This window comes from Metabacillus sediminilitoris, assembly GCF_009720625.1.
In the GTDB taxonomy this organism is placed as follows: domain Bacteria; phylum Bacillota; class Bacilli; order Bacillales; family Bacillaceae; genus Metabacillus; species Metabacillus sediminilitoris.
In genome coordinates, this window is record NZ_CP046266.1 from 3,861,150 (window position 1) to 3,882,525 (window position 21,376).

Sequence of the window (21,376 nt, forward strand, 5' to 3'; positions counted from 1 at the left end):
CCTTTTTTCATTATTTATATTGCCTTTTTGTCCCTAAAAACCTTTTTCACAAAAATCAACTGTGCAGGTTTAGGTTCTTTTCGTACAATCAAAAGAAGCTGTAACACTAATATGATTAACAATGATTTCTTATAAACAAGATATCGCGGGCTCCAATCACTAGCAAATTTCGCTTTATAGCTGCGCAAGCCTTTAAAATTGTAAAATTTACACCCGTTTAAAAAGGCATACCTCGCTAATCTTTCTTTAAAATGTGCATCCTTATTTGTTCCGACATTTGATAATGGCGACATCCCTAAACTACATGAAATAAACCCCTTTTGCTTTGCCCACAGGATCGTTGAGGTAAAAACCATATCCATAGCACCAGCAGGACAATCATTTGTATACCGCATTAAGTCAATACTGATTGTTTCATATGGCTTCTTATCAGTTGGCAGGCTAGCAAACGCGACAATTTTCCCTTCAGGATTTCGTAACAACGAAACCATAAAACGATTAACATAGTCCTCTTGAAACGAACTAACCGAGAAACTTTTTTCATGGCGTTCCGCTAACCATTCGTCTGAGACAGATTTCAATTCTTCCAATAAATCTGAACTAAAGGGTGGATATACGACCGAAAAGACATACCCTTCTCTAGTAAATTTATTCTTTGTTGAACGTAACTTTGCAGCTTTCTTTCCTTCTATTGTAAAACTTTTCAAGCAGACTTTTGCTTCTTCACCAATTTTAAAAAACCTGTAGCCCCGATCGTGGAAGTAAGTCATAAATCTATCACTAGTTTGATAAAATATAACCCTACCTCGTCGCTCATTAACCGCAGCAATAAATTCATCTAATCCAGATTCAAAGAGCACTTCCTCCCCAATCGGATCGCCAAGGACAATATATTTATTTCCCTTTTGCCTATAAGAAATAAGGACAGAATCATCTTGGGCAATGAATACTTGTTTATCCTTTAGAAATAGCAGGTGTGATAAAGTACTTCCACCAAATTTACGGAGAAAGGATTCAACAAAAGCAGCGTCGAAGGATGCTCCAATAATCGACTTTTGATCATAACGAAAAAAAATGCAGAGACAAAAGATAAAAAACGATAATAAAATGATCGAACTGATCAATTGCTAATCCTCCTTGATTAATTCTCTTTTTACAAGATAACATAAGCAGCCAACAGAGCAAATAATTATTTTTTTCCTAAAAAAAAATTCATTCTCACAGCATATACAACGTATGTTTATCCTTCATTTGGATAATGTAATATTGATACCATAGGAATGAACATTAACAAAGGAGGAAATGACTTGAACATTACAAGAGCGAAGGAAATTTCACAATTAGCCGAGATGGTTAATGTGCAATATCAAGGTGAGGCTATCTATATCCAACATGTAAATGAAGATGAAGGAACAGCACGAATTTACCCACTTACTAATCCTCAAGAAGAGAAAAGTGTACCAATTGCAAGCTTAACAGAGCAGTAAGTGAAATAGCACACGAGAATAGACAGCTAGAGTCTCGCTTTCTCACTCTCTCATGTAACACATTACATTTTAATAGCTTCCTAAACAATTAAAAAAGACTGACTATCATTCTTTTGATAGTCAGTCTATGCTTATTATAATTTTACAACGTCTTCAGCTTGAGGGCCACGGTTTCCTTCAACGATGTTGAATTCAACTTTTTGACCTTCTTCTAACGTTTTAAATCCTTCACCAGTAATAGCGCTAAAGTGAACGAATACATCGTTTCCTTCTGCAACTTCGATAAATCCGAAACCTTTTTCTGAATTAAACCATTTAACAGTACCAGTCGTTTTCATGAGAGAAACCTCCAAAGATTTTTTAATATGTTACTACTATTTACACGGTAAATAAGAATTCACATATTATAGAGAATATCAAGTATAGAGTAGATAATCTTTATAATATGTGAATTATATAGCTCCATATTTGTTTATACAAAATAAACATGTAATCTATTTATTTTTTATATATTCTATTATTGAAATTGCAAAACCTCAAAACAACGAAAGCCCTACCTCTCTTTCGTCCTTACGGCTCCTAGTCCGTGCCAGCGTGAATTGATCATACGTATCTAACTATTAACTATGAAACATGACATTTAAGTCCCATCAAGATAATATATCATTCACAGAGCACTAAATAGTGAACTACTATTAATAAGCACTTTTATCATTTTAAACTACTAATTAACAATTGTCAAATGTAAACGCATTTATTGTAAAAACGGAAAGATGAGAGTTTACTTTTTCATTACCCTCCACTTACTGGTGGTATCAAGGCAACAACATCACCTGAATGAATGATATCATCATCTAATGCATATTCTTCATTCACTGCTACCATCACATGGTTTAATGTTCCTAACTCATATTTTGTACCGACTAAATCTTTTAACTCCTCTACCGTCATTGGAGAACGATCAATTTCTAAGCTTTCTTGGCCGGCTTTTTCTTGTAAATGCGCAAACAATAAAACTTTTATCATAGTTCACATTCCTTTCAATGGTTTTCCTTCTGGATATGGTATTTTTTCTAATTGATCACCGATCCATGATTCACCGTCTTCCCAGATCTCTTTTTTCCAGATTGGAACAATTTGTTTGATCCGTTCGATTGCATATTCATTCGCCTCATAAGCATCTTTACGATGAGGAGTGGAAACCGCAATAACAACAGCAATTTCAGAGATTGCTAATTTGCCGACTCGGTGTGTTATCGCTACCTTCGCATCCTTCCATTTTTCGTTTATTTCTTTACCAATCTGTTCCAGCATTTTTACAGCCATCTTTTCATACGCTTGGTATTCTAGCGATAATGTTCTCTTACCATACGTAAATTCTCGAACAGTTCCAACAAAAGTAGTAACTGCTCCAGCTTCATTTCGGATGACTTTTTTTGTTATAGCTTCTATTGATATTGGTTTATTTACAATCTCAAACAACGACTTATCCAATTACATCACCTACTTTATTTAGTAATAAACAATCAATACTTTCCTTTGAATCATTAAAGACTTTGTATCGTTTCGTCAGCTCTAAAGGAAGATTTATATTAGTAACGATACAGTAAATGTTATGAACATTATTTAATATCGGTAAATCTTCAATCGACCTAATAAGGACAACTTTTGGATAGAGGGCAGACTTAAACCCTTCGATAATTATGATGTCTAAATCTATCAGATTATAAAATGATATCAACTGTTGTAAGGATAAGGATAATTTTTCAGAGGTAAGCACAAATGACCCATTTCCTTCTACAAGTGAAACATATGCACCTGCCTGACGATGCTTTCCTGTATCCTTATCCTGATCTTTAAACTCAAGCGCTTGGGCATGACCATGATGTTTAATTGTTCCAACTTTTAAATTTTGCTTAACAGCCGCCTTGATATAATCGACCACAAAGCTCGTTTTTCCGCTATTTTGATAACCAACTACTTGAAAGACTCTGCCCATGATGTCTCACTTCCTGTTTGATCCTCGATTAGCAACACATCAACCATATCCCCCATTTGATAGCCTCTAGATCCACCAGGCAAAACGATAAATACATTTGCATCTGCAAGTGATGTAACAACATTTGATTTATCTAATCCAACAGGCGAAACTGAGATTTTCCCATCAGAAAATGTAAGCTGCCCTCTAACAAATCTAGTAAACGGATTTGGTTTTAAAAAGTCTTTTCCTAAAACAGCTTTTATTTTCTGTAAATGCGGGCGCTCATTATGTAAAAATGTGCGCACGATTGGTCTGACAAATAATTCAAAACCAACATAACACGCAGATGGATTCCCAGAAAGACCAAATAATAATTTTCCGTTTACCTCTGCAACTGTTGTAACACTTCCTGGTCGCATCGCCACTTTATTAAATAAAACATTCGCACCCAATCGTTTGTAAATTTCCGGTAAATAATCATAATCCCCAACTGATACGCCACCAGTTGTGATTAGAAAATCAACGCTTCGAAGTGCATTCTGTACTGCAAGAAAACATTCATCAAGGTTGTCCATTAACTTTCCAAAATAGATTGGTTTCGCTCCGCCTCTACGACATTGTGCCTCAATCATAAATGAATTACTATTTCTAATTTTTCCAGGCACTAACGTTTCCCTTACATCTAAAAGCTCACTGCCTGTCGCAATAATTCCAATACGAGGTTTATAAACAACAGGTACTGTATCATAACCAAAGGTTGCAAGTAACGCGACGATTCCCGGGGTAATATAAGCACCTTTTTTCACCAACGTACTGCCTTTTAGTGTATCTTCACCAGCAAAAGAAATATTATCCCCTTTTTTAAATGGTCTTTTGATAGACATGAACACCTTATCATTTCTCTTGGACACTTTTGTCAATTCTAACATCACAACAGCATCACAGCCATTAGGTATTTGCGCACCAGTCATAATTCTAATCGCTTGCCTTTCTCCTAATAAATGATCACTTACATAACCTGCCCCGATTTCGTCAATGACTTCAAATTCAACTGGAAGATCAGCACTTGCAGAGATTGTATCAATTGAACGAATAGCAAATCCATCATATGGAGAGCGGTCAAATGGAGGTACAGCATGATCTGCAACTAAATCTACCGCTAAGAATCTTCCGTAACTTTCTTGTAAAGCAACATGTTCAATTTGTCCAACCCTTGAAAAACCCAATACCTTTTCAATTGCATCCTTTACCGCAATTGGTTTCCTCTTCTCCACCATAAAACCACCCAATCTTCATGATTCTTGTAATGTGTATTCATTTAATAATCTGTTTTATTTTCATCTATTCCTAATTGTAAGTAATCCTTTTGTGAATTAATATTAGAAAAGCTTTTTAGATCGACATCGATATCATTTTCAGAGACATATAACACTGCGATTTTTTCAAGTAGCGAAATCATTTTATGCTCATGATTTTCAAGTTGTTTCGAAATAATCGAAAGAATTGACTTATGATAAACTCCGATTAGCGGATGAAGTTTCCCTTTTATATTTGGGATTACTGCTTTTACATTTTGATGTCTTAAATCCAGTAAGGTCTGAATCGTTTTTTCATTAATATATGGAATATCACAGGATAAAACAACAAACCATTCGGCATTTTCAATTTCCATTGCCGTATAAATTCCCGCTAATGGTCCCTTGCCTTTTACTTCTTCATTATCAGTGAATACCTGGCATAGTGAATCATCTCTAAATCGTTCAACTAAAGCTGGATGACTAATGATTAATTGTCGATCCGTTATATTTTTCATGGCATCATACGAGTGCTCCCAAAACGTGAGTTCTTTAAATTTTGCAAAAGCTTTAGGTTGTCCGAATCGCCTTGATTCTCCGCCTGCTAATAATACTCCCACTATGTTATGCAAAATGATTTTCCCCTCTCACATTCATTCTACACGTAATACTTGTAAAAGTTATACCATTTTACTTAAAAAACGCCAAGGAGATTTTAACAAAAAAGCCCTTAAATTTTTAAAAAAGCCAGTTGCCACATACGGCAACCGACTTTATTAAAGAATCGATTATTCAGCATTTTCAAGTTCAGCTAACACACGATTCACACGTTTTTCTAGCATCTTCATGCCGCTTCCACCCGCTTGGAAATGACGTAATTTTCCTTCTTTATCAAATACATAGTAAGCAGGTACATATTGATTTTCTAACGTATCCGTAAATTTATGCTCACTATCTACAAAGATCGGCTGCGTAATATCGTGTTCTGCCGCAATTTTTTTAATGTCATCAATGTTTAAATCATCTTCTGAACGAGGCATATGTACAGCGATAACATTTAATTTATCTTTATATTTATCACGGAATTCATTTACTTGAGGCATTGCCTCTTTACATAAGTGACAACTAATTGACCAGAAATGAATGAGAGTCGGCTTCTCACCAATTAGCTCCTCCCTTGTAACTTCTCCGTTTAACCATTCAGTTGCACCAGTAAGTTCAGGCATAGGTTCTCTTAATTTCATCATCTTACCTCCATATAATAAATGAGAATAATAATGGCTTTCTCGTGACTGGAATCTTTTTATCCTCATCAAGGCATTTGAGGTCAAACTCCCTTAACACTTCTCGGTATATCAAACTTAGTGGGAGAACACTTCCCATTACCCTGTCTTGGTCATTTTTTAACGTCATAGGAATTGCTGCATATATGCATAAATAAATCCAAAAAAGAATTTTTACATATGTTAAAAAAGGCTGACATTTTTCCTTTGTCAGCCGCTTTTATTAAATCCTGTCTTCAATTAATTAAAGTGTAGCTTGACCTGGCTTCCAGTTTGCAGGGCAAAGTCCGCCAGTTTGAAGTGCTTGAAGGACACGTAATGTTTCATCGACACTACGTCCAATATTGTTGTGGTTAACAACAGCATATTGTAGTTCACCTTCTGGGTTAATGATGAATAATCCACGAAGAGCAACACCCTCTTCTTCAATTAACACACCATATTCACGTGATACAACATGGTTTGTATCAGCTGCTAAAGGATATTTTAAATCTCCTAAGCCGTTGTCTTTACGATCTGTTTTAATCCATGCTAAATGAGTGTGAATTGTATCAGTAGATACACCGATTACTTCTGCATCTAAATCTTCGAATTCATCATAACGATCGCTCATTGCAGTAATTTCTGTTGGACAAACGAAAGTGAAATCCATCGGATAGAAGAAAAGTACTGTCCATTTATCGTTTTTCATGTTTTCTTCTAAACTTACTTTTCCAAATTCTTTATTCGTAAATACTGCATCCATTTCAAAGCGTGGGGCTTGTTTTCCTACCATACGTTCTGCCATTATGTATCCCTCCTAATAGTTTTCAGCCAAATTATTTGGCATTTCTAATTGAGAATGAAATAAGTCATTCTCTATACACGTCGTCCTTAATACATCGTTAATTATAGGACAAGCTTCCTTTTTAGTCAATTTTAGATAATAATTACTTTAGATATAGATTTTTAATAATGACTATAACAAAATTCATTATTCCCTATCTCGATTGTAAAATTCACCTAATATGCTTATAAAACGCTCCGTTAAATTTTATCCAAATGAAAAAAGCTGTCTTTTAGGACAGCCTTTTTTCATCTTAACGATTCATTTTACTTTCAACTTGTTGGCAAATTTGATCAGCAGTTAAACCACTTGCTTGAATGACAGAACCAGGTGTCACCGCATTTGAAATTCCCATAACATTGGCATCCTGTCCAGTGATCACACAGCAGTCACATCCTTGTGCATCACTTTCGTTGTTTAATTGGACAACATCATAGCCTTTTTGTTGTAAAGCAGCAGTTACGTCTGTTAATGAATGTTCCACACCGATTTTTGGCATTGTTTATCCACCTCCTACATGTATTGTGTACATGGATGGATAAAATATACTTTAAATCTGTTGATTTGCCTTATAAGAAATATACTTAGTCATAACGTCTACTGCAACAAAGATTGCTTCCTCAGCAGGCATTAGCTTCGCATGATGTAAACCGAAGGAAGAGTCAACACCTAACCAAAACATAAACCCCGGAATTTGATCAACCATATAACCGAAATCTTCTCCTGTCATGGCTTCTTTTGCCAATTGAACATTATAATCTGTGTTTCCTGCTGTAAATTCCATAAATTCAGTTGTTAATGTTTCTTCATTAAATACTTGATGGTACATCGCTCCGTAATCAATCGTTGCTTTACAAGAGTATCCTATCTCCACTCCTTTAACGAGTGCTTCGATTCTTTCTTTTACTCTTTCCATTGACTGTATTGAAAGCGTCCGTATCGTTCCTTCTAGTCTTGCATTTTCAGCAATAATATTTTGAACCGTCCCACCAGTTATTTTTCCAACTGTTATGACTGCACTATCTAGTGGATCAACATTTCGTGCGACAATCGTTTGGAGCTGATTTACAAGAGAACACGCCGCAACAACCATATCATTTGTCGTATGTGGAAATGCTGCATGTCCGCCTTTCCCTTTTAAATCAATAAATAATTCCGATGTATTGGCAAAAAGTAAGCCTGGTTTTGTTGAAATTGTACCCACAGGAAGCTCAGGTGAAATGTGCAATGCGGTAATAATATCAGGTCTCCATGTTTTTGCAATCTCACTATTTAGCATTGGTTCCGCTCCACCAGGGCCTTCTTCTGCTGGTTGAAATAAAAATAGTACATTGTCTGTGATTGGATTTTCTACAAAATGCGAAAGAATCCCTAACGCAATTGTCATATGAAGATCATGACCACATGCATGCATAAAACCAGGATGCTCTGATTGAAATTCATATTCTGTTTCTTCATTGATCGGTAATCCATCTATATCAGCACGATAACCGATTGTTTTTCGAGGATTCGTTCCTTTAACTAAAACGAAAATCCCTGTTTTCCAAGTCTGAATGTCGATACGTTCTGCAGGAAATTGTTTTATTATACTTAATAAATATGCTTGTGTTTTATATTCTTGAAAGCCAATTTCAGGAATTCGATGAAGATCACGGCGAATTTGAATTAGATTTTCTTTGTACATCTGAAACCCCACCTATAGTTAAGGCGTGGATTAGCATCCACGCCTTTTTGTTAATGTATCAGCACCAAATTTACTTAAAGCAATTTAGTCGCTTTCTCTTTACTTATAATTGTCTTAATTCTTGCATGATTTCTGTTTTAGATTTTGTTTTTGAGTCAATATCTTTTAGTTTACGTGCAGGTGCACCTGTTACAACTGTATAAGGTTCTACATCCTTTGTAACAATAGCTCCTGCACCAACAACTGCTCCTTTTCCAACCGTAACACCTTCTAAAACAACTACATTTGCTCCGATAACAACATCGTCTTCAATAACGACTGGTTTTGCGGATGGGGGCTCGATAACACCTGCTAAAACTGTCCCTGCACCGATATGACAGTTTTTACCTACTGTTGCACGACCGCCAAGTACAGCATTCATATCAATCATTGTTCCTTCACCAATAACACTGCCGATATTGATTGAAGCACCCATCATAATAACAGCATTATCCCCAATTTCAACTTGATCACGAATGATCGCACCTGGCTCAATTCGTGCTTTAATTCCTTTCAAATCAAGTAAAGGAATCGCTGAATTACGGCGATCATTTTCAATCACATAATCTTCAATATTCCCTTTATTTGTTTCTATTGCTTCTTGGATATCGGACCACTCGCCAAAGACTACTCCTGTGTTCCCTGTAATAAAGGTTTGTGCTGACTCACCGAAATTTACTCCTTCAAGATTTCCTTTAACATAAACCTTTACAGGTGTTGATTTTTTACTATTTCCTATGAATGAGATAATCTCATTTGCATCCATCATTTTCATATGTATGTTTCCTCCTTAAACTTAATTTCAGTCTTTCATTACTGTATCAGACGAACATACGATTGACAAGCTATGTTTATTTGAATTTTTAAAAAGTATTTTCTAGTTGTTTATGTTCCTTTACGATATCAATAAATGCTTGAACTTGTTTTAATTTAAATGAAGTCTCAAACCCAATTAACCAGGTATCTCGTTTAAGCGGTTTTCCTTCTTCATCTAATAATGGAACTTTAAATATTTCCCTTTCATCCTCTTTTAAAGTAACAGATGGTAATATAGCATAGCCTATCCCATTTAAAGCCATTTGTTTGCATGTTTCGATTTGATCAACAACAATTGTTCGTTTTGGTGATGTTTGAAACTTTCGGTGCCACCAATCTTGAATATCCTGAAAATAAGTAGAATCACTCTTAAATTGAATAAATGGTCTTTCTGTATGAAGTACATCTTCAATTTGACTTATTTCGGTATCAACTAAATAGAGTGTGTCGGTTAAAAGATGTTCCTTCATTCCCTTCCATTCTGGATTACCTCTAATAATACCAATGTGAACATGATCCTCGTACATACTTCTTAATATTTCACTACTCCAACCAGTTATGAGAGAAATTTTAGCATGTGGGTATTTTCTAACATACGTCTTTAATACTTTCGGAAGCCAGTTTTGACCAATAATGGAAGCTACCGCAAGCTTTAATGTTCCATGTACTTCTCCCTCTAATTCTAAGATTTCTTCTTTCACCTTATCTTCATTAAAAACAACTTCTCGTGCAAAAGAGATGACTTTTTCTCCTGCAGGGGTTAAAGTAAGTCCCTTTTGAGAACGAATAAATAGTTGAAATCCCCATGACTTCTCAATCGATTGTAATCGTTGTGACAGCGCTGGCTGTGAGACAAATAATCGTTCAGAAGCTTTTCTCATATTCATTTCCTCTGATAATACGACAAGCATCCGAAGTTCTGAAGTTTGCAAAATAATACACCTGCTTTTTTCCTTATAGTTTTAATTAAGTATTCACTACTTCTTATTTGATGTAAAGAAAATCCTGTATCGATAGTGACATATTTATATAGGAAAAAGACTGATTATTAATCAGCCTAAAGCTTTATCTTTCTTTGGTAAAAATAGAATCAAAATGAAACTTAAAAGAGCAAATCCAAATACAATCCAAAATACATCGTGTAAAGCAAATTCAAGACCATTTTGTAGTAATGTTCTCGCTTCCTCCGTTAGGTTGCCACGCTGTGAGACATCAAGCAATGTTGTTGTAGATTCAAGATTTAGATCTTCAGAGGCCCCCTTACTTGATAAATAATTTAAAAGCCTGCTGTTTAATATACCGCCTAACAATGCAGCACCAATCGTACTACCAACATTTCGCATAAACATATTTGTTGCAGTTGCAACACCTCTTTTTCTCCATTCAACCGTACTTTGAATAGAAACAATAAATGCAGTAGTTGTTAAGCCCATTCCAACTCCAATTAAAAATGAACCTGTTGCAGCGAAAAGCGGACTATTAGTACCTGATAATAAGATAAAGATGACACTTCCACATAGAAGTGAAATGCCACCCAAGATCGATGTTGTTCGGAAGCCGATTGTTAATATTGTCCGACCTGAAATCATAGCCGCAATTGGCCAGCCGATAGACATTGTCGTTAGTGTTAAGCCAGCAACAATCGGCTTTTCTTCCATAACACCTTGAACAAAGGTTGGCAAAAAGGTCGATAGTCCAATTAAAATAATGCCGGTTGTATGAGAAGTAAGATTAGCAATTAAGATCGACCGTTCGCTCCAAAGCTCAAAAGGCATCATCGGTTCTTCTAGTTTTCTCTCATATAAGACAAACGCTATTAAGCAGAGGATAGTAAACGCCCCTAATAATAAGATTGGCATAGAAAGCCACTCAAAGCGTATGCCCCCCTCGACAAGAATAAACATAAACGTAGTAATAGACATGGTAAGAAGAACTGCACCAACATAATCAATTTGCGGCTTCCTTTTTTCAATATTTTCATGTAGAAAGAGATATAAACCAATAATTGTGAGAATTCCTAATGGAATGTTTAGCCAAAAGACAAACCTCCAACTAACATACTCAACTAGTAAACCTCCAAGTGCAGGCCCCATAATTGCTGAGATTCCCCAAACACTCGATAAAAAACCCTGAATTTTTGCACGTTCTTCCTTTGTGTATATGTCACCAACTATTGTTGAAGCAATTGGCAAGACAGCGCCGGCACCAAATCCTTGAACAAATCGGGCAATAATAAGCCATTCCATAGTAGTAGCAAGTCCACATAGTAATGAACCAATTAAAAAAATAATGATACCGACTGTTAAAACAGGCTTCCTGCCAAATAAATCAGATAATTTCCCATATATTAAAACGGTTACTGCATTCATTAATAGGTAAGAAGAAAATACCCAGCTATAAAGTGAAAAATCACCTAATTCAGATACAATAGCAGGCATAGCTGTCGCTACAATTGTGGCCTCTATTGCTGCCATAAACATTGCTAGCATAACCGTTGCTAATACATAAGGACGTTTTGTCTCTATGTTATTATGATTTGGTTTGATATGTATTTTTGCTTGACCCACAATAATACCGCCTTTGGTTAAAATACGTTTCAAGAACTTTCTCAAAAAGAAAACGATGCAATGAGGCCTTCATCATTAACACCGTTTCTAACATTTATACATTGTCACTGTTTTTTAACTTTTCATTATGGTTTTTCAATTGTTTTAAAATTGCTCTTCTTGTAAAAATCCCTTCAAAAACATTCTCATCATTTTGAACACAGACAAAATTATGATTCACTACAAGATCAAGACCCTTTTCTAAAGAATCATTTAGAAAAAGTCTTGGTATTTCTGTATTCATTACTTCTTCGACCTTCATATTTTCCAACTTTTCGAATTCAATTCTCTCTAACCCAAAAAGATTATCCATGATTAAATTCATACCAATTAATCCATGTAGTTTGAAGGTTGGGTCTAATACCGGAATCGCCGTATAGCCTGTCTTTGTAAGTACAAGTAAAGCGTGTTCTAAATTATTTCCTATTTGTACGTGTGCGACTTTATCTCCAGGAATCATTAAATCTTTAATTGTTGCATCCATAATATCACCGATATCTTTACTAATCATCTTATTCTTCCTCTCTAAAAATCAATATCTAAGTTAGTCTAAGCTAATAAAGAGGTCATGGAAATTCCTACTCTATCATATCATAATATTCTATCGTTTTTACATGAAAACGCTTTATATTATATAGAATTATTAAAAAAAACGTAATTAATCTCTATATTCAAATAGTAAAATCCCAAAGATTTTTTAATAAAAACCTTTGTGGGTAATATTTCAAAGTAAAAAAATGATACCCATATGAGTATCTTTTAATTAAAAGATCGTGCCTTATCAAGTTGGATAAGTGTTTAAATTATCTTACCCTTAACCGATCATATAATGAAACAAGTCGTTTATAAGATTCATCATCCATGCTTTTTAAGCCTGCTTCAATATCGTTCAGTTCACTGCAAATAATTTCAATTGCATATTGTTGTCTAAACAAAATTTCAACTAATAATTTTAGATCATCTGTTGATAGTAAATCCATTGTTATATCTACTTTCACTTAATTGCCTCCAATTCCAATGATGAAATTAGTCTTTTTTCATATAAATTACCTTGTATACCGATTTGCATAACTGAAAGCTGCATACGAATCAGGCTTTATCTTAGCTTCAATACCCATCGCTTCAATTCTTCCTGTCATTTCCTGAATTAATTCCTTTGTCATACCCTTTCTTCCAATATCTAAATGGATTTCAAATAGTAAATCGGCACCTTCATCTGTAAATGGAATTAATAAGTCTGATAAATCGACTAAATATTTTGAAGTAAATAAATATGCCACTTCTTGACTAAGTGTCGTTTCAATTGAGATTTTTTCCCGGACACTAAAAACGGGACGTTTTACACAATAATTCTTCAAACAACCCCAAGCACCTTTACCCTTTCGATGAAGATGAATGGCTGTAATAAACTTTGTCTCTGTTTGATGAACATGTGAATCTGAGCCAATTGACAGCACATATTCTGAACGTGGATCTTTTTGGATAAAGCCTTTTATACGCTCAATTACAACTGGAAAAGTCATTTGTTTTTCTGAGACATTATAAAAGGTGAAAGATTCGTTCATGTCACATCTCCTTGTCATCTTTCATTTTATCTTAATCTACTTTTTGCTTAACCTTCATCAGATTAAAAGCATCCTAATATAATATATGTATGATGTTATGTGAAATATGAACACTTTCATTTTTTCAATTCCCGTATTGTATAAAACTTACACATCTCAAATATGAGTATTTTGCTTTTTTCCTTAAATAGCAAAATCAATTGGAAGATTTTTGACTACCTAAGCCAGCACAAATATTGGCAATAATTGTGAATATCCGCAAAATCATGATGTTATCAATTGGCAGAGAATCCTGCGGAAAAGCAGGCAAGGTGATCACGCAGGACCAAAGCGACGAGGAGCTCGCTGATTGCTTGGCAAGCGTAGCCATTCTCACGATTAACAATATTAATTTAACAGAGCCAAATAAATAAAGGCTCATTTCTAAGAGATTGTTGCTTTTAAAACAAAAACTATTTAAGGGTGATTGGAGCAGATTGTGAGACTCCTGCTTAGAGCAGCGGGACAGGTGAGACTTATGCAGGCGTTAACGCCGAGGAGGCTCACCGCCCGCCTCGCTAAAAAGCGAGCATCTCTCGCTGCAATCAACCACAACACATTACTTGGTAAATATCAACAAAGTTTGCGAAAACAGCCTAAATAAAAAATAGCCATACCTAAATGGCATGGCTATTCTCCCTTACTTGTCACAATGTTACGAATTGATTCATGACAATGTAAGCACGTAAAGATAACATTTTGATTAGATTGTGCTGTCAATGTTTTTGCAAGTGGCTGCTGTTGATGACAAAACGGACAAATAACCTTAGGGTCTCTTCTCATTTTGCCTCCTTCATTTAAGAACTCGAAACCTAGACACACTCTTTTTGAACGACCAACAATTTGTTACCCAACTTATTGGAGAAGATCAAAAATTTCCATTGCGATCATATCAATGTTATCAAATTGATAGGACTGAGGTTTTTCACCTTTTTGAAAAACTTCTAATTCAAATGTGTTATTTTTATCAAAGTATTTAACACTGCAGCGTTTTTCTCCTTCAACTTCAAAAAAACGTTGTAAAGGTTCACCAGAACCTGCATTTTCTTGTAGACTTTGTAGTCTTGTAATGATACCTAATAGTTGTGACACTAGAATATCCCCCTTCCGGAAGAGTTAACAATAACTGATTCCTCTTATTTAATATTTTCTTACTTTACCATACATTCTATCCACTAAACAACGATTCAATAATATGTATCTTTACTTTGTGCCTTATCAATTTTACACTAAGTATGAATGGATTACCAAAGAAATCCTGAATTCACCTGCGAAAATCTTGCTACGCTTATTAATTGAATCAAATCATAATGTGTAAAGGGGTGTTATGATTGGCATACATAAAGTCGGTTGACAAAAGAATTACAATTATTGACAGTTTAGACTTAGGAATGCAAGGACGAACAAGCTGCTATGTTCTTCAGGATGAAAAGATTGTCCTTTTTGAACCCTCTGCAAGTCCTTCAATACCACATATTTTAGAAGGCTTAGAAGAACTCAAAATACCTTTAGAAAAAATAGCTTTTATTATTGTAACACATATCCATTTAGATCATGCCGGTGGAGCAGGATTACTTTTAGAAAAATGTCGAAATGCAAAATTAATTGTTCATCCTCGAGGGGCTAAACATATGGCAGATCCCACAAAACTAATCGCTGGTGCTAAATCAGTATACGGTGATGAATTTAATCTGTTATTTGATCCAATTATTCCAATACCTGAAGATCGCATTTTAATTAAAGGTCATGGCGAAATTCTTAAAATTGGGAAACAGTCATATTTAACCTTTTACGACTCTCCCGGCCATGCAAATCATCATTTTAGCATCCATGATTCGGTAAGCAATGGGATCTTTACAGGTGATACACTAGGAATTTTTTACGGGGAATTTCTTCATCAAGATCAAGAATTTTATCTACCATCGACTTCTCCAACCCAATTTAATCCAGAATCAATGCTTCAATCTGCAAACATGATTGAAGCATTAAATGTTAATAAGATTTATTTTAGTCATTTTGGTGTATGTCATTACCCTCAGCTCGCAATTAATGAGCTAAGAAAATGGCTTCCACAATTTTTAGACATAGCTTGTAATACATTAAAAGTTCACCAAGAAAAAGGTTTCCACCAAATTTGTAAGGCTGTTGAAGTTGAATTAAAAAAGCTTGTTTTCAGTGAATTAAAAAAGCAAACAATACCTAATGATAGTAAGATCTATAAAATTCTATCGGCTGATTTATCTATTTGTGCAATGGGGCTTGTCGATTATTTAAATAAATGTTTGGAGAGATCGGAAAAATGAATAAAGTAATAACTGTATATACACAACCTAGTTGTCCTCCTTGTCAAGTTGTAAAAGCATTCCTTGATCATCATAATCTTTCATATTTTGAAAAAGACATAAGTGTTGATGTGAAAGCCCGCGATAAGTTAGTGTATGAACTTGAATCAACCTCAACACCGACGATTACAGTGGACGATCAGATTGTGACTGGTTTCGATTTAGAAAAACTTGAGGTTCTATTAGGATTAAAAAACTAAGAGGATATTGATGTATTTTTCAAATTACCGCAAAAGAAAAAAGCTTGGTGACCAGCCAAGCTTTTTTCCATTCTATTAAAAGGGGTTTGGGGAAAATCGAGAGTTTAATGACTAATCAAATATTGACCTAATTGATTATTCTTCTCATCTATAATGATAATGATTATCACTTTCAATGTCAACTGTTTTCTATTTATTTTTTTAGTTGGCCGTTTTCGCAAACTTTGTTGCTATTTACCAAGTAATGTGGTGTGGTTGATTGCAGCGAGAGATGCTCGCTTTTTAGCGAGGCGGGCGGTGAGCATCCTCGGCGTAACGCCTCGCCTGCATAAGTCTCACCTGTCCCGCTGCTCCCGCAGGAGTCTCGGCAATCTGCTCCAATCAACCTTAAATAGTTTTTGTTTTAAAAGCAACAATCTCTTAGAAAAGAGCCTTTTTTAAAAAAAGAAAACAGTGAATACTACCCACCTATATTCTTAATGAAAGAACTGTCAAGATATACCGAATTCATTTAACATGTTTCTTAATTGTAAATAAAATAAGTTGAAAAATAATACTTCTTTCATTTCCTTTATTGGTTGTTTTAGATAGTCAGAATTCATATTTAAACTATCAGGACTATTATGTTGAGTTAATCCCAATGTCGTTGTATTCTTGATTTCTTCGGATTGTTTTTTCTCTTTTTCATTTGATATGAACCCAAATTGTTTCCCATCTATTTCTGGTTTCTTTGCGTTCGTATTGATAGCATATACTTTCCAACCATCTCTTTCCTTGCGCAATTTTATAACTTCATAATGGTCTTCGTATTGAACTGGTCCATCTGTTGAGGCTGGGAAGAATTCATAGATGATTCTCTCGTTTGCTTGCTCATGGACTTTTGTATTTTCGTTATAAGAAAAGAACGGAATGGTATGCATGGGAAAATCGGTTCCATATACGATATATTTCCCATCTTCCTTTTGGACGTTTTCATCGATATACATATCAATCAGTTTATCATCGAAATAAAGAGATAATAGTTGTTTTATTTCTTCGAGTGATCTTGTTTTTTCAGTTAGTGATACTTGGGCATTAAATGCTTCTTGAATATGAGTTAATACCTCTTCCCGGGAAGTTCCTTCAAGTTCTTCAGCAAATGCTTGTTGTGCAAATGAAAAAGTGACAATTACAAACAATAGGCAAAAGAGTAAACAGTTTTGTCTCAAAGAACTCATCCTTTCTCATATTATAACTTGATCGGCAACTATTACTTGTATCTGACCTCATTGTAACAACACTTTTATAAAATATGCTGTACAACCGTTCGTAAAATAAGCGTAAAAAGTGACAAGATTTTTCAGTATCTATTATCAAATACCCTCTTGATATGTAAAAAAAACAAGCATTTAGTAATTTCCTAAATAATTGATGGATTATCTTTCGACTAAGAAAACAGAAAAACAGCGGACAAGTCCGCTGTTACCAAGAGATTGTATAAGCCAAATAAAAAATATATGCAAGTGCAGCTAACCCTGCGATTAAATATGCTAAAAAGACAGGATTACGTATATATGGATGTGCTTGGACTTTTTCACTTAATTGTGAATCCATCTTAGATTTTCGATCACTGGCAACTTTCCCAACCCTTATTGTATAAAATAAGCTAGTGATTAATATTAGTATCGCTAATACACCAAGACCCATCGTTAAATTGCTCATCTTCGTGTCACCCCTTCTAAGCTTATGATGACACAAATGAATGACAAATATTCTCTTTATATCATTTGTATAAAAATCAGTCGAAGGATCGCAATTTCGGATTAAGACAAAGGGTGTACGTAATAAGTCTCGCTACCTTTGGAGCTAGGAATAATGTACTGACTTTATAATAGTCCTTCTTCTTCATATAAAAATTCATATGATAAATCGATAAAAAGATAGTGGTCATTGTTTAACGGGAACGAGAAGGTTCGGATTAAATCACCTTTTTCAATATCACTATAAACATCACTTAGAAAACCTTTTTTATCAATTCGCATTCTCATAATATTTTCAAGAAAATATGGACGCCAGCTCCAATTTTTCAAATAATACTGTGGCTGGATTTCCCAATGCTTATTTTTATAAATGTTTACTGATTGCTGAAAACCATCCTCATCACAAATATAGATTCTAAAACTGCAATCATCTAATTGATTAGAAAGTTCCTCTAATAATTGATTATAGTCATCATATTGCTTTTCGATTTTTGCAAGCAACTGATGAATTCGCTGATGAAAATTTTCAGTAAAATTGTAAAGTCGTTCAAGCTTTTTCTTCTCAGATGATATAAATCGCTGAAATTCTTGTTTCAACCTTTCTTTACAATTATCTCGATCAATAAATTCCCGCTTTGGCTTATCGAGATAATACCCTTGATAGTATCTTCCACCATTTTTCCATGCATATTGCAACTGAAAATCTACTTCAACATCCTCATATAAAAGAGTGGCACCAACTTTTCTTGCTAATAAGGAAATAGAATACAATACATCATAATAAGATTGGAGGGTTGAGGTAGATCTTAAAGGTTGTAAGTCTATTTTTAAAATATCCGGGGTTAACATGCCAATTCGATCTAAATTACTACTAGCCTTTCCAATGTTATCAATGGCAATTTTTATCCCATATGTCCTGTAATATGTTAAGAGGTGGTAAAGCTGTTCTGCATCACCTTTAAAATTATGTTCGGTTATCTCCAATACAATTTGATCAAGTTTCAATCCAGAATCTTGCTTATTAAATAAAATTTCAAGAAAACTCTCACCATGATCAAGCATCAGTAAATTTGCATCTCGATTAATAAATAACAGAAGTTCTGGATCCTTCAATTGCAAAAATTCATCAATTGCCTGTTTTAGTATAAAATCATCAACCTCAATTCGATATTCATCTGGTACATTTTCATCTTGAAAAAATGGCCCAAGACTTTGTATTTCATCTTTAAGCTTGATTCTACCTAAAACTTCATATCCAATAACACGTTGTTCATCTGCACTAAAAATTGCTTGGTAATTAGGAAGAACCTTCTCTAGATTCGTCATAATATCTAATGGATCCATTGAAATCCCCTCACCTATATGTATCTGTCGTTCATATAATTATACTATAACACAAGGGTATAATGGATAAAGAATAAAGGTGCTGTGAAAAGGGGATCCCCTTCCAAAGCACCAATAAATGTCAAAATCAAACCTATTTTTCATCACCCGTATTTATAAATATAAGTACTTGAAATAAAAACTAACCTAATACGATTCCGATCTACACCTGTTAAAACGGAAATTGATTTAACCATTGTCCACCATCAATTGTGATGCATTCTCCATTAATATAGGCAGATTCATCTGAGAGTAAGAATGTCGCAAGTGCTGCAATTTCTTCAGGAGTGCCAAGTCGTCCTAGCGGTACGCTATTTAATGTTCTTTTTGCCGCTTCTTCTGATTCCCATAATTTATCTGCTCCACCTGTTCGTTCGATTGGACCAGGTGCAATGGCATTTACTCTAATCCCATATTTTTTTCCCCATTCAACTGCCAATGTTCTAGTCATGGACAATACTCCTGCTTTTGCAGCAGCAGAATGGATCACTCCTGCACCTGCATTCCATGCATATGTAGCAACCATATTCAGGATTACGCCCTTTGTCTGTCTATCAATCCAATACTTTCCTATTGCAGAACTGCAGTAAAAAGTACCATTTAACACAATATCAATCACTGATTTCCAGCCATTTATTGATAAGTTTTCAGCAGGACAAATAAAATTTCCTGCTGCATTATTGACTAAAGCATCGATTCTACCAAATTTTTCATCTACATACATAATCATTTCTGAGACTTTTTCTGCATGACGAATGTCTAATTGGATTGTTTCTACTTGTCCTGGGTATGTTTCGATTTCTTTTTTCGCTTCCTCAAGTTTTTCAAGTGTTCTTCCGATAATTACAACTTTTGCACCACCTGTTGCAAATCTTTTTGCCATCCCTTTTCCCATCCCATTCGAACCGCCCGTAACAATGATAACTTTGTCTTTCATCGAATTCCCCCCAACAAAAATGAATGACCATTCATTTTTATGGTACCATATTATCTCACTTTTTACTAACATTTTAAAATTAGATGACATCTCAGTTTTTCAAAAGACATGCCATTTTAAACGGTGTATACTTGAAATATATGAATGGTTAAGCTATCAGGATATTCAGGAGGCAACCACATATAAGTGAAAAGTTGAACATGGAGATTCATCTCCAATTTCAGATAAATTCAATGGAGATTGGTTGGTAAACATGACAAATCTATATTCAAGAAGATCTTTTCTAAAGGGTCTTTTTTCCTTTTCCTTCGCCAGCATTTTAACTGTTGTCGGGGGTTATACGTATGCAAGATATATCGAACCTAAGTTATTAGATATTGTAAAACAATCGATTACAAACCCCAAAATTCCAAAAGCATTTGATAATTTCAAAATTGTCCAATTTAGTGATACACATTTGAGTGATTACTTCACATTAAACAGATTAGAAACGATTGTTTCGAAGATCAATCAACTTTCACCAGACCTCTTAATATTTACAGGTGATCTAATGGATGAGCCCAATCAATATAAGCACATCAATAAAATTATTCCGGTTTTAGAAAAATTGAATGCTCCGTTTGGAAAATATGCTGTTTATGGGAATCATGATCATGGCGGCTATGGAACAGATATTTATAAAAATGTAATGACAATGTCTGGTTTCACCCTTTTACAAAACGAAGTTGCGAATATTTCTATGCTTGATGGCAGTAAAATTTCGATTGCGGGCATTGATGACTTAATGTTAGGAAAACCAAGCTACGAGGGGACTTTAGGCAATTTAAACAAGGATTTATTTAACATATTATTGGCACATGAACCTGATGCTGCACTTGAAGCTAAGCAGTTTCATGTTGACCTCCAACTTTCAGGACATAGTCATGGCGGACAAATTCAGGTTCCATTTTACGGACCACTCATTACACCACCATATTCTTCTGTGTATTCAGAAGGATCCTATGATGTGGAAAATATGAAGCTTTATGTAAATCGTGGTCTTGGAACGACAAGGCTTCCATTTAGATTTTTATCGGTTCCAGAAATTACTCAATTCACCCTTTTCAGCAGAAACATCAAGTGACTTTACGTGGGGGAAATCTTAGGTAGTTTTG

27 protein-coding genes are annotated in these 21,376 nt (G+C 34.8%); 4 read left to right on the top strand and 23 right to left on the bottom strand.

The features are described from left to right. Positions 1 to 14: 14 nt before the first annotated feature. Complete coding sequence (locus GMB29_RS18485) at positions 15 to 1,124, bottom strand: phosphatidylglycerol lysyltransferase domain-containing protein (protein WP_136352786.1); 1,110 nt, start codon at positions 1,122 to 1,124, stop codon at positions 15 to 17. A 183-nt stretch (positions 1,125 to 1,307) separates the two neighbouring features. Here GMB29_RS18485 and GMB29_RS18490 point away from each other — a divergent pair, with 183 nt between their 5' ends. Further along, a complete protein-coding gene (locus GMB29_RS18490; protein WP_136352788.1) occupies positions 1,308 to 1,487 on the top strand; it encodes an H-type small acid-soluble spore protein in 180 nt (59 codons plus the stop codon). A 134-nt stretch (positions 1,488 to 1,621) separates the two neighbouring features. Here GMB29_RS18490 and GMB29_RS18495 read toward each other — a convergent pair whose 3' ends face one another. The 18 genes from GMB29_RS18495 to GMB29_RS18575 all read right to left on the bottom strand — a co-directional run bounded on the left by GMB29_RS18495 (position 1,622) and on the right by GMB29_RS18575 (position 14,713). After that, on the bottom strand, positions 1,622 to 1,825 hold the full coding sequence (locus GMB29_RS18495) for a cold-shock protein (protein WP_066330721.1): 204 nt from the start codon (positions 1,823 to 1,825) through the stop codon (positions 1,622 to 1,624). Between the two features lie 454 nt (positions 1,826 to 2,279). After that, positions 2,280 to 2,513 (bottom strand): molybdopterin converting factor subunit 1, encoded by a 234-nt coding sequence (gene moaD, locus GMB29_RS18500; RefSeq protein ID WP_136352790.1) that lies wholly within the window; start codon positions 2,511 to 2,513, stop codon positions 2,280 to 2,282. A gap of 3 nt (positions 2,514 to 2,516) precedes the next feature. After that, entirely contained in the window at positions 2,517 to 2,981 is a 465-nt protein-coding gene (locus GMB29_RS18505; RefSeq protein ID WP_136352792.1) for a molybdenum cofactor biosynthesis protein MoaE, read from the bottom strand. Then, the gene (gene mobB, locus GMB29_RS18510; protein ID WP_136352794.1) at positions 2,974 to 3,486 is read right to left on the bottom strand and encodes a molybdopterin-guanine dinucleotide biosynthesis protein B; all 513 of its coding nucleotides are present in this window, start codon (positions 3,484 to 3,486) and stop codon (positions 2,974 to 2,976) included. The genes GMB29_RS18505 and mobB overlap by 8 nt, the downstream gene beginning before the upstream one ends. Then, positions 3,465 to 4,745 (bottom strand): molybdopterin molybdotransferase MoeA, encoded by a 1,281-nt coding sequence (locus GMB29_RS18515; protein WP_136352796.1) that lies wholly within the window; start codon positions 4,743 to 4,745, stop codon positions 3,465 to 3,467. The genes mobB and GMB29_RS18515 overlap by 22 nt, the downstream gene beginning before the upstream one ends. Positions 4,746 to 4,786: 41 nt before the next feature. After that, the gene (locus GMB29_RS18520) at positions 4,787 to 5,395 is read right to left on the bottom strand and encodes a molybdenum cofactor guanylyltransferase (protein ID WP_168733814.1); all 609 of its coding nucleotides are present in this window, start codon (positions 5,393 to 5,395) and stop codon (positions 4,787 to 4,789) included. Positions 5,396 to 5,551: 156 nt separating this feature from the next. Beyond that, positions 5,552 to 6,007: a TlpA family protein disulfide reductase gene (locus GMB29_RS18525; protein WP_136352800.1), complete on the bottom strand. Its 456-nt coding sequence runs from the start codon at positions 6,005 to 6,007 to the stop codon at positions 5,552 to 5,554. Positions 6,008 to 6,290: 283 nt separating this feature from the next. Further along, a complete protein-coding gene (locus GMB29_RS18530) occupies positions 6,291 to 6,833 on the bottom strand; it encodes a peroxiredoxin (RefSeq protein ID WP_136352802.1) in 543 nt (180 codons plus the stop codon). Positions 6,834 to 7,125: 292 nt separating this feature from the next. Further along, positions 7,126 to 7,371, bottom strand: a complete 246-nt coding sequence (locus tag GMB29_RS18535) for a YkuS family protein (protein ID WP_136352804.1) — start codon at positions 7,369 to 7,371, stop codon at positions 7,126 to 7,128. 51 nt (positions 7,372 to 7,422) lie between these two features. After that, positions 7,423 to 8,556, bottom strand: coding sequence for an N-acetyldiaminopimelate deacetylase (locus GMB29_RS18540; RefSeq protein WP_136352806.1), 1,134 nt, complete (start codon positions 8,554 to 8,556; stop codon positions 7,423 to 7,425). Positions 8,557 to 8,659: 103 nt separating this feature from the next. Next, positions 8,660 to 9,370, bottom strand: coding sequence for a 2,3,4,5-tetrahydropyridine-2,6-dicarboxylate N-acetyltransferase (gene dapD, locus GMB29_RS18545; protein WP_136352808.1), 711 nt, complete (start codon positions 9,368 to 9,370; stop codon positions 8,660 to 8,662). 88 nt (positions 9,371 to 9,458) lie between these two features. Continuing rightward, positions 9,459 to 10,343, bottom strand: coding sequence for a transcriptional regulator CcpC (locus tag GMB29_RS18550; protein WP_136352810.1), 885 nt, complete (start codon positions 10,341 to 10,343; stop codon positions 9,459 to 9,461). Between the two features lie 120 nt (positions 10,344 to 10,463). After that, positions 10,464 to 11,900: an MDR family MFS transporter gene (locus GMB29_RS18555; RefSeq protein ID WP_136353354.1), complete on the bottom strand. Its 1,437-nt coding sequence runs from the start codon at positions 11,898 to 11,900 to the stop codon at positions 10,464 to 10,466. Between the two features lie 172 nt (positions 11,901 to 12,072). Then, positions 12,073 to 12,528: a cyclic-di-AMP-binding protein CbpB gene (gene cbpB / locus GMB29_RS18560; protein WP_136352812.1), complete on the bottom strand. Its 456-nt coding sequence runs from the start codon at positions 12,526 to 12,528 to the stop codon at positions 12,073 to 12,075. A 292-nt stretch (positions 12,529 to 12,820) separates the two neighbouring features. Beyond that, positions 12,821 to 13,015, bottom strand: coding sequence for an antirepressor AbbA (gene abbA, locus GMB29_RS18565; protein ID WP_406600279.1), 195 nt, complete (start codon positions 13,013 to 13,015; stop codon positions 12,821 to 12,823). A gap of 48 nt (positions 13,016 to 13,063) precedes the next feature. Further along, positions 13,064 to 13,582, bottom strand: a complete 519-nt coding sequence (locus GMB29_RS18570; RefSeq protein ID WP_136352814.1) for a ribonuclease H-like YkuK family protein — start codon at positions 13,580 to 13,582, stop codon at positions 13,064 to 13,066. 669 nt (positions 13,583 to 14,251) lie between these two features. Then, positions 14,252 to 14,404, bottom strand: coding sequence for a hypothetical protein (locus tag GMB29_RS27100; protein WP_168733816.1), 153 nt, complete (start codon positions 14,402 to 14,404; stop codon positions 14,252 to 14,254). Between the two features lie 72 nt (positions 14,405 to 14,476). Further along, positions 14,477 to 14,713: a YkuJ family protein gene (locus GMB29_RS18575; protein ID WP_136352816.1), complete on the bottom strand. Its 237-nt coding sequence runs from the start codon at positions 14,711 to 14,713 to the stop codon at positions 14,477 to 14,479. 239 nt (positions 14,714 to 14,952) lie between these two features. On the opposite strand from GMB29_RS18575, the gene GMB29_RS18580 reads away from it, so the two are divergent. Further along, positions 14,953 to 15,924, top strand: coding sequence for an MBL fold metallo-hydrolase (locus GMB29_RS18580; RefSeq protein WP_227551386.1), 972 nt, complete (start codon positions 14,953 to 14,955; stop codon positions 15,922 to 15,924). Continuing rightward, positions 15,921 to 16,163 (top strand): glutaredoxin family protein, encoded by a 243-nt coding sequence (locus GMB29_RS18585; RefSeq protein WP_136352818.1) that lies wholly within the window; start codon positions 15,921 to 15,923, stop codon positions 16,161 to 16,163. The genes GMB29_RS18580 and GMB29_RS18585 overlap by 4 nt, the downstream gene beginning before the upstream one ends. 491 nt (positions 16,164 to 16,654) lie before the next feature. On the opposite strand, the gene GMB29_RS18590 is transcribed toward GMB29_RS18585, so the two are convergent. The 4 genes from GMB29_RS18590 to fadH form a co-directional block, all read right to left on the bottom strand. Then, complete coding sequence (locus GMB29_RS18590) at positions 16,655 to 17,371, bottom strand: DUF3993 domain-containing protein (protein ID WP_168733817.1); 717 nt, start codon at positions 17,369 to 17,371, stop codon at positions 16,655 to 16,657. A 253-nt stretch (positions 17,372 to 17,624) separates the two neighbouring features. Next, positions 17,625 to 17,864 (bottom strand): hypothetical protein, encoded by a 240-nt coding sequence (locus GMB29_RS18595; protein WP_136352822.1) that lies wholly within the window; start codon positions 17,862 to 17,864, stop codon positions 17,625 to 17,627. Between the two features lie 164 nt (positions 17,865 to 18,028). Then, positions 18,029 to 19,246: an EAL-associated domain-containing protein gene (locus GMB29_RS18600; RefSeq protein WP_136352824.1), complete on the bottom strand. Its 1,218-nt coding sequence runs from the start codon at positions 19,244 to 19,246 to the stop codon at positions 18,029 to 18,031. A 211-nt stretch (positions 19,247 to 19,457) separates the two neighbouring features. Beyond that, on the bottom strand, positions 19,458 to 20,222 hold the full coding sequence (gene fadH, locus GMB29_RS18605) for a 2,4-dienoyl-CoA reductase (RefSeq protein WP_136352826.1): 765 nt from the start codon (positions 20,220 to 20,222) through the stop codon (positions 19,458 to 19,460). 253 nt (positions 20,223 to 20,475) lie between these two features. Between fadH and GMB29_RS18610 the strand changes: the two genes are divergently transcribed. Further along, complete coding sequence (locus GMB29_RS18610) at positions 20,476 to 21,345, top strand: metallophosphoesterase (protein ID WP_136352828.1); 870 nt, start codon at positions 20,476 to 20,478, stop codon at positions 21,343 to 21,345. The last annotated feature ends 31 nt before the right edge of the window (positions 21,346 to 21,376 follow it).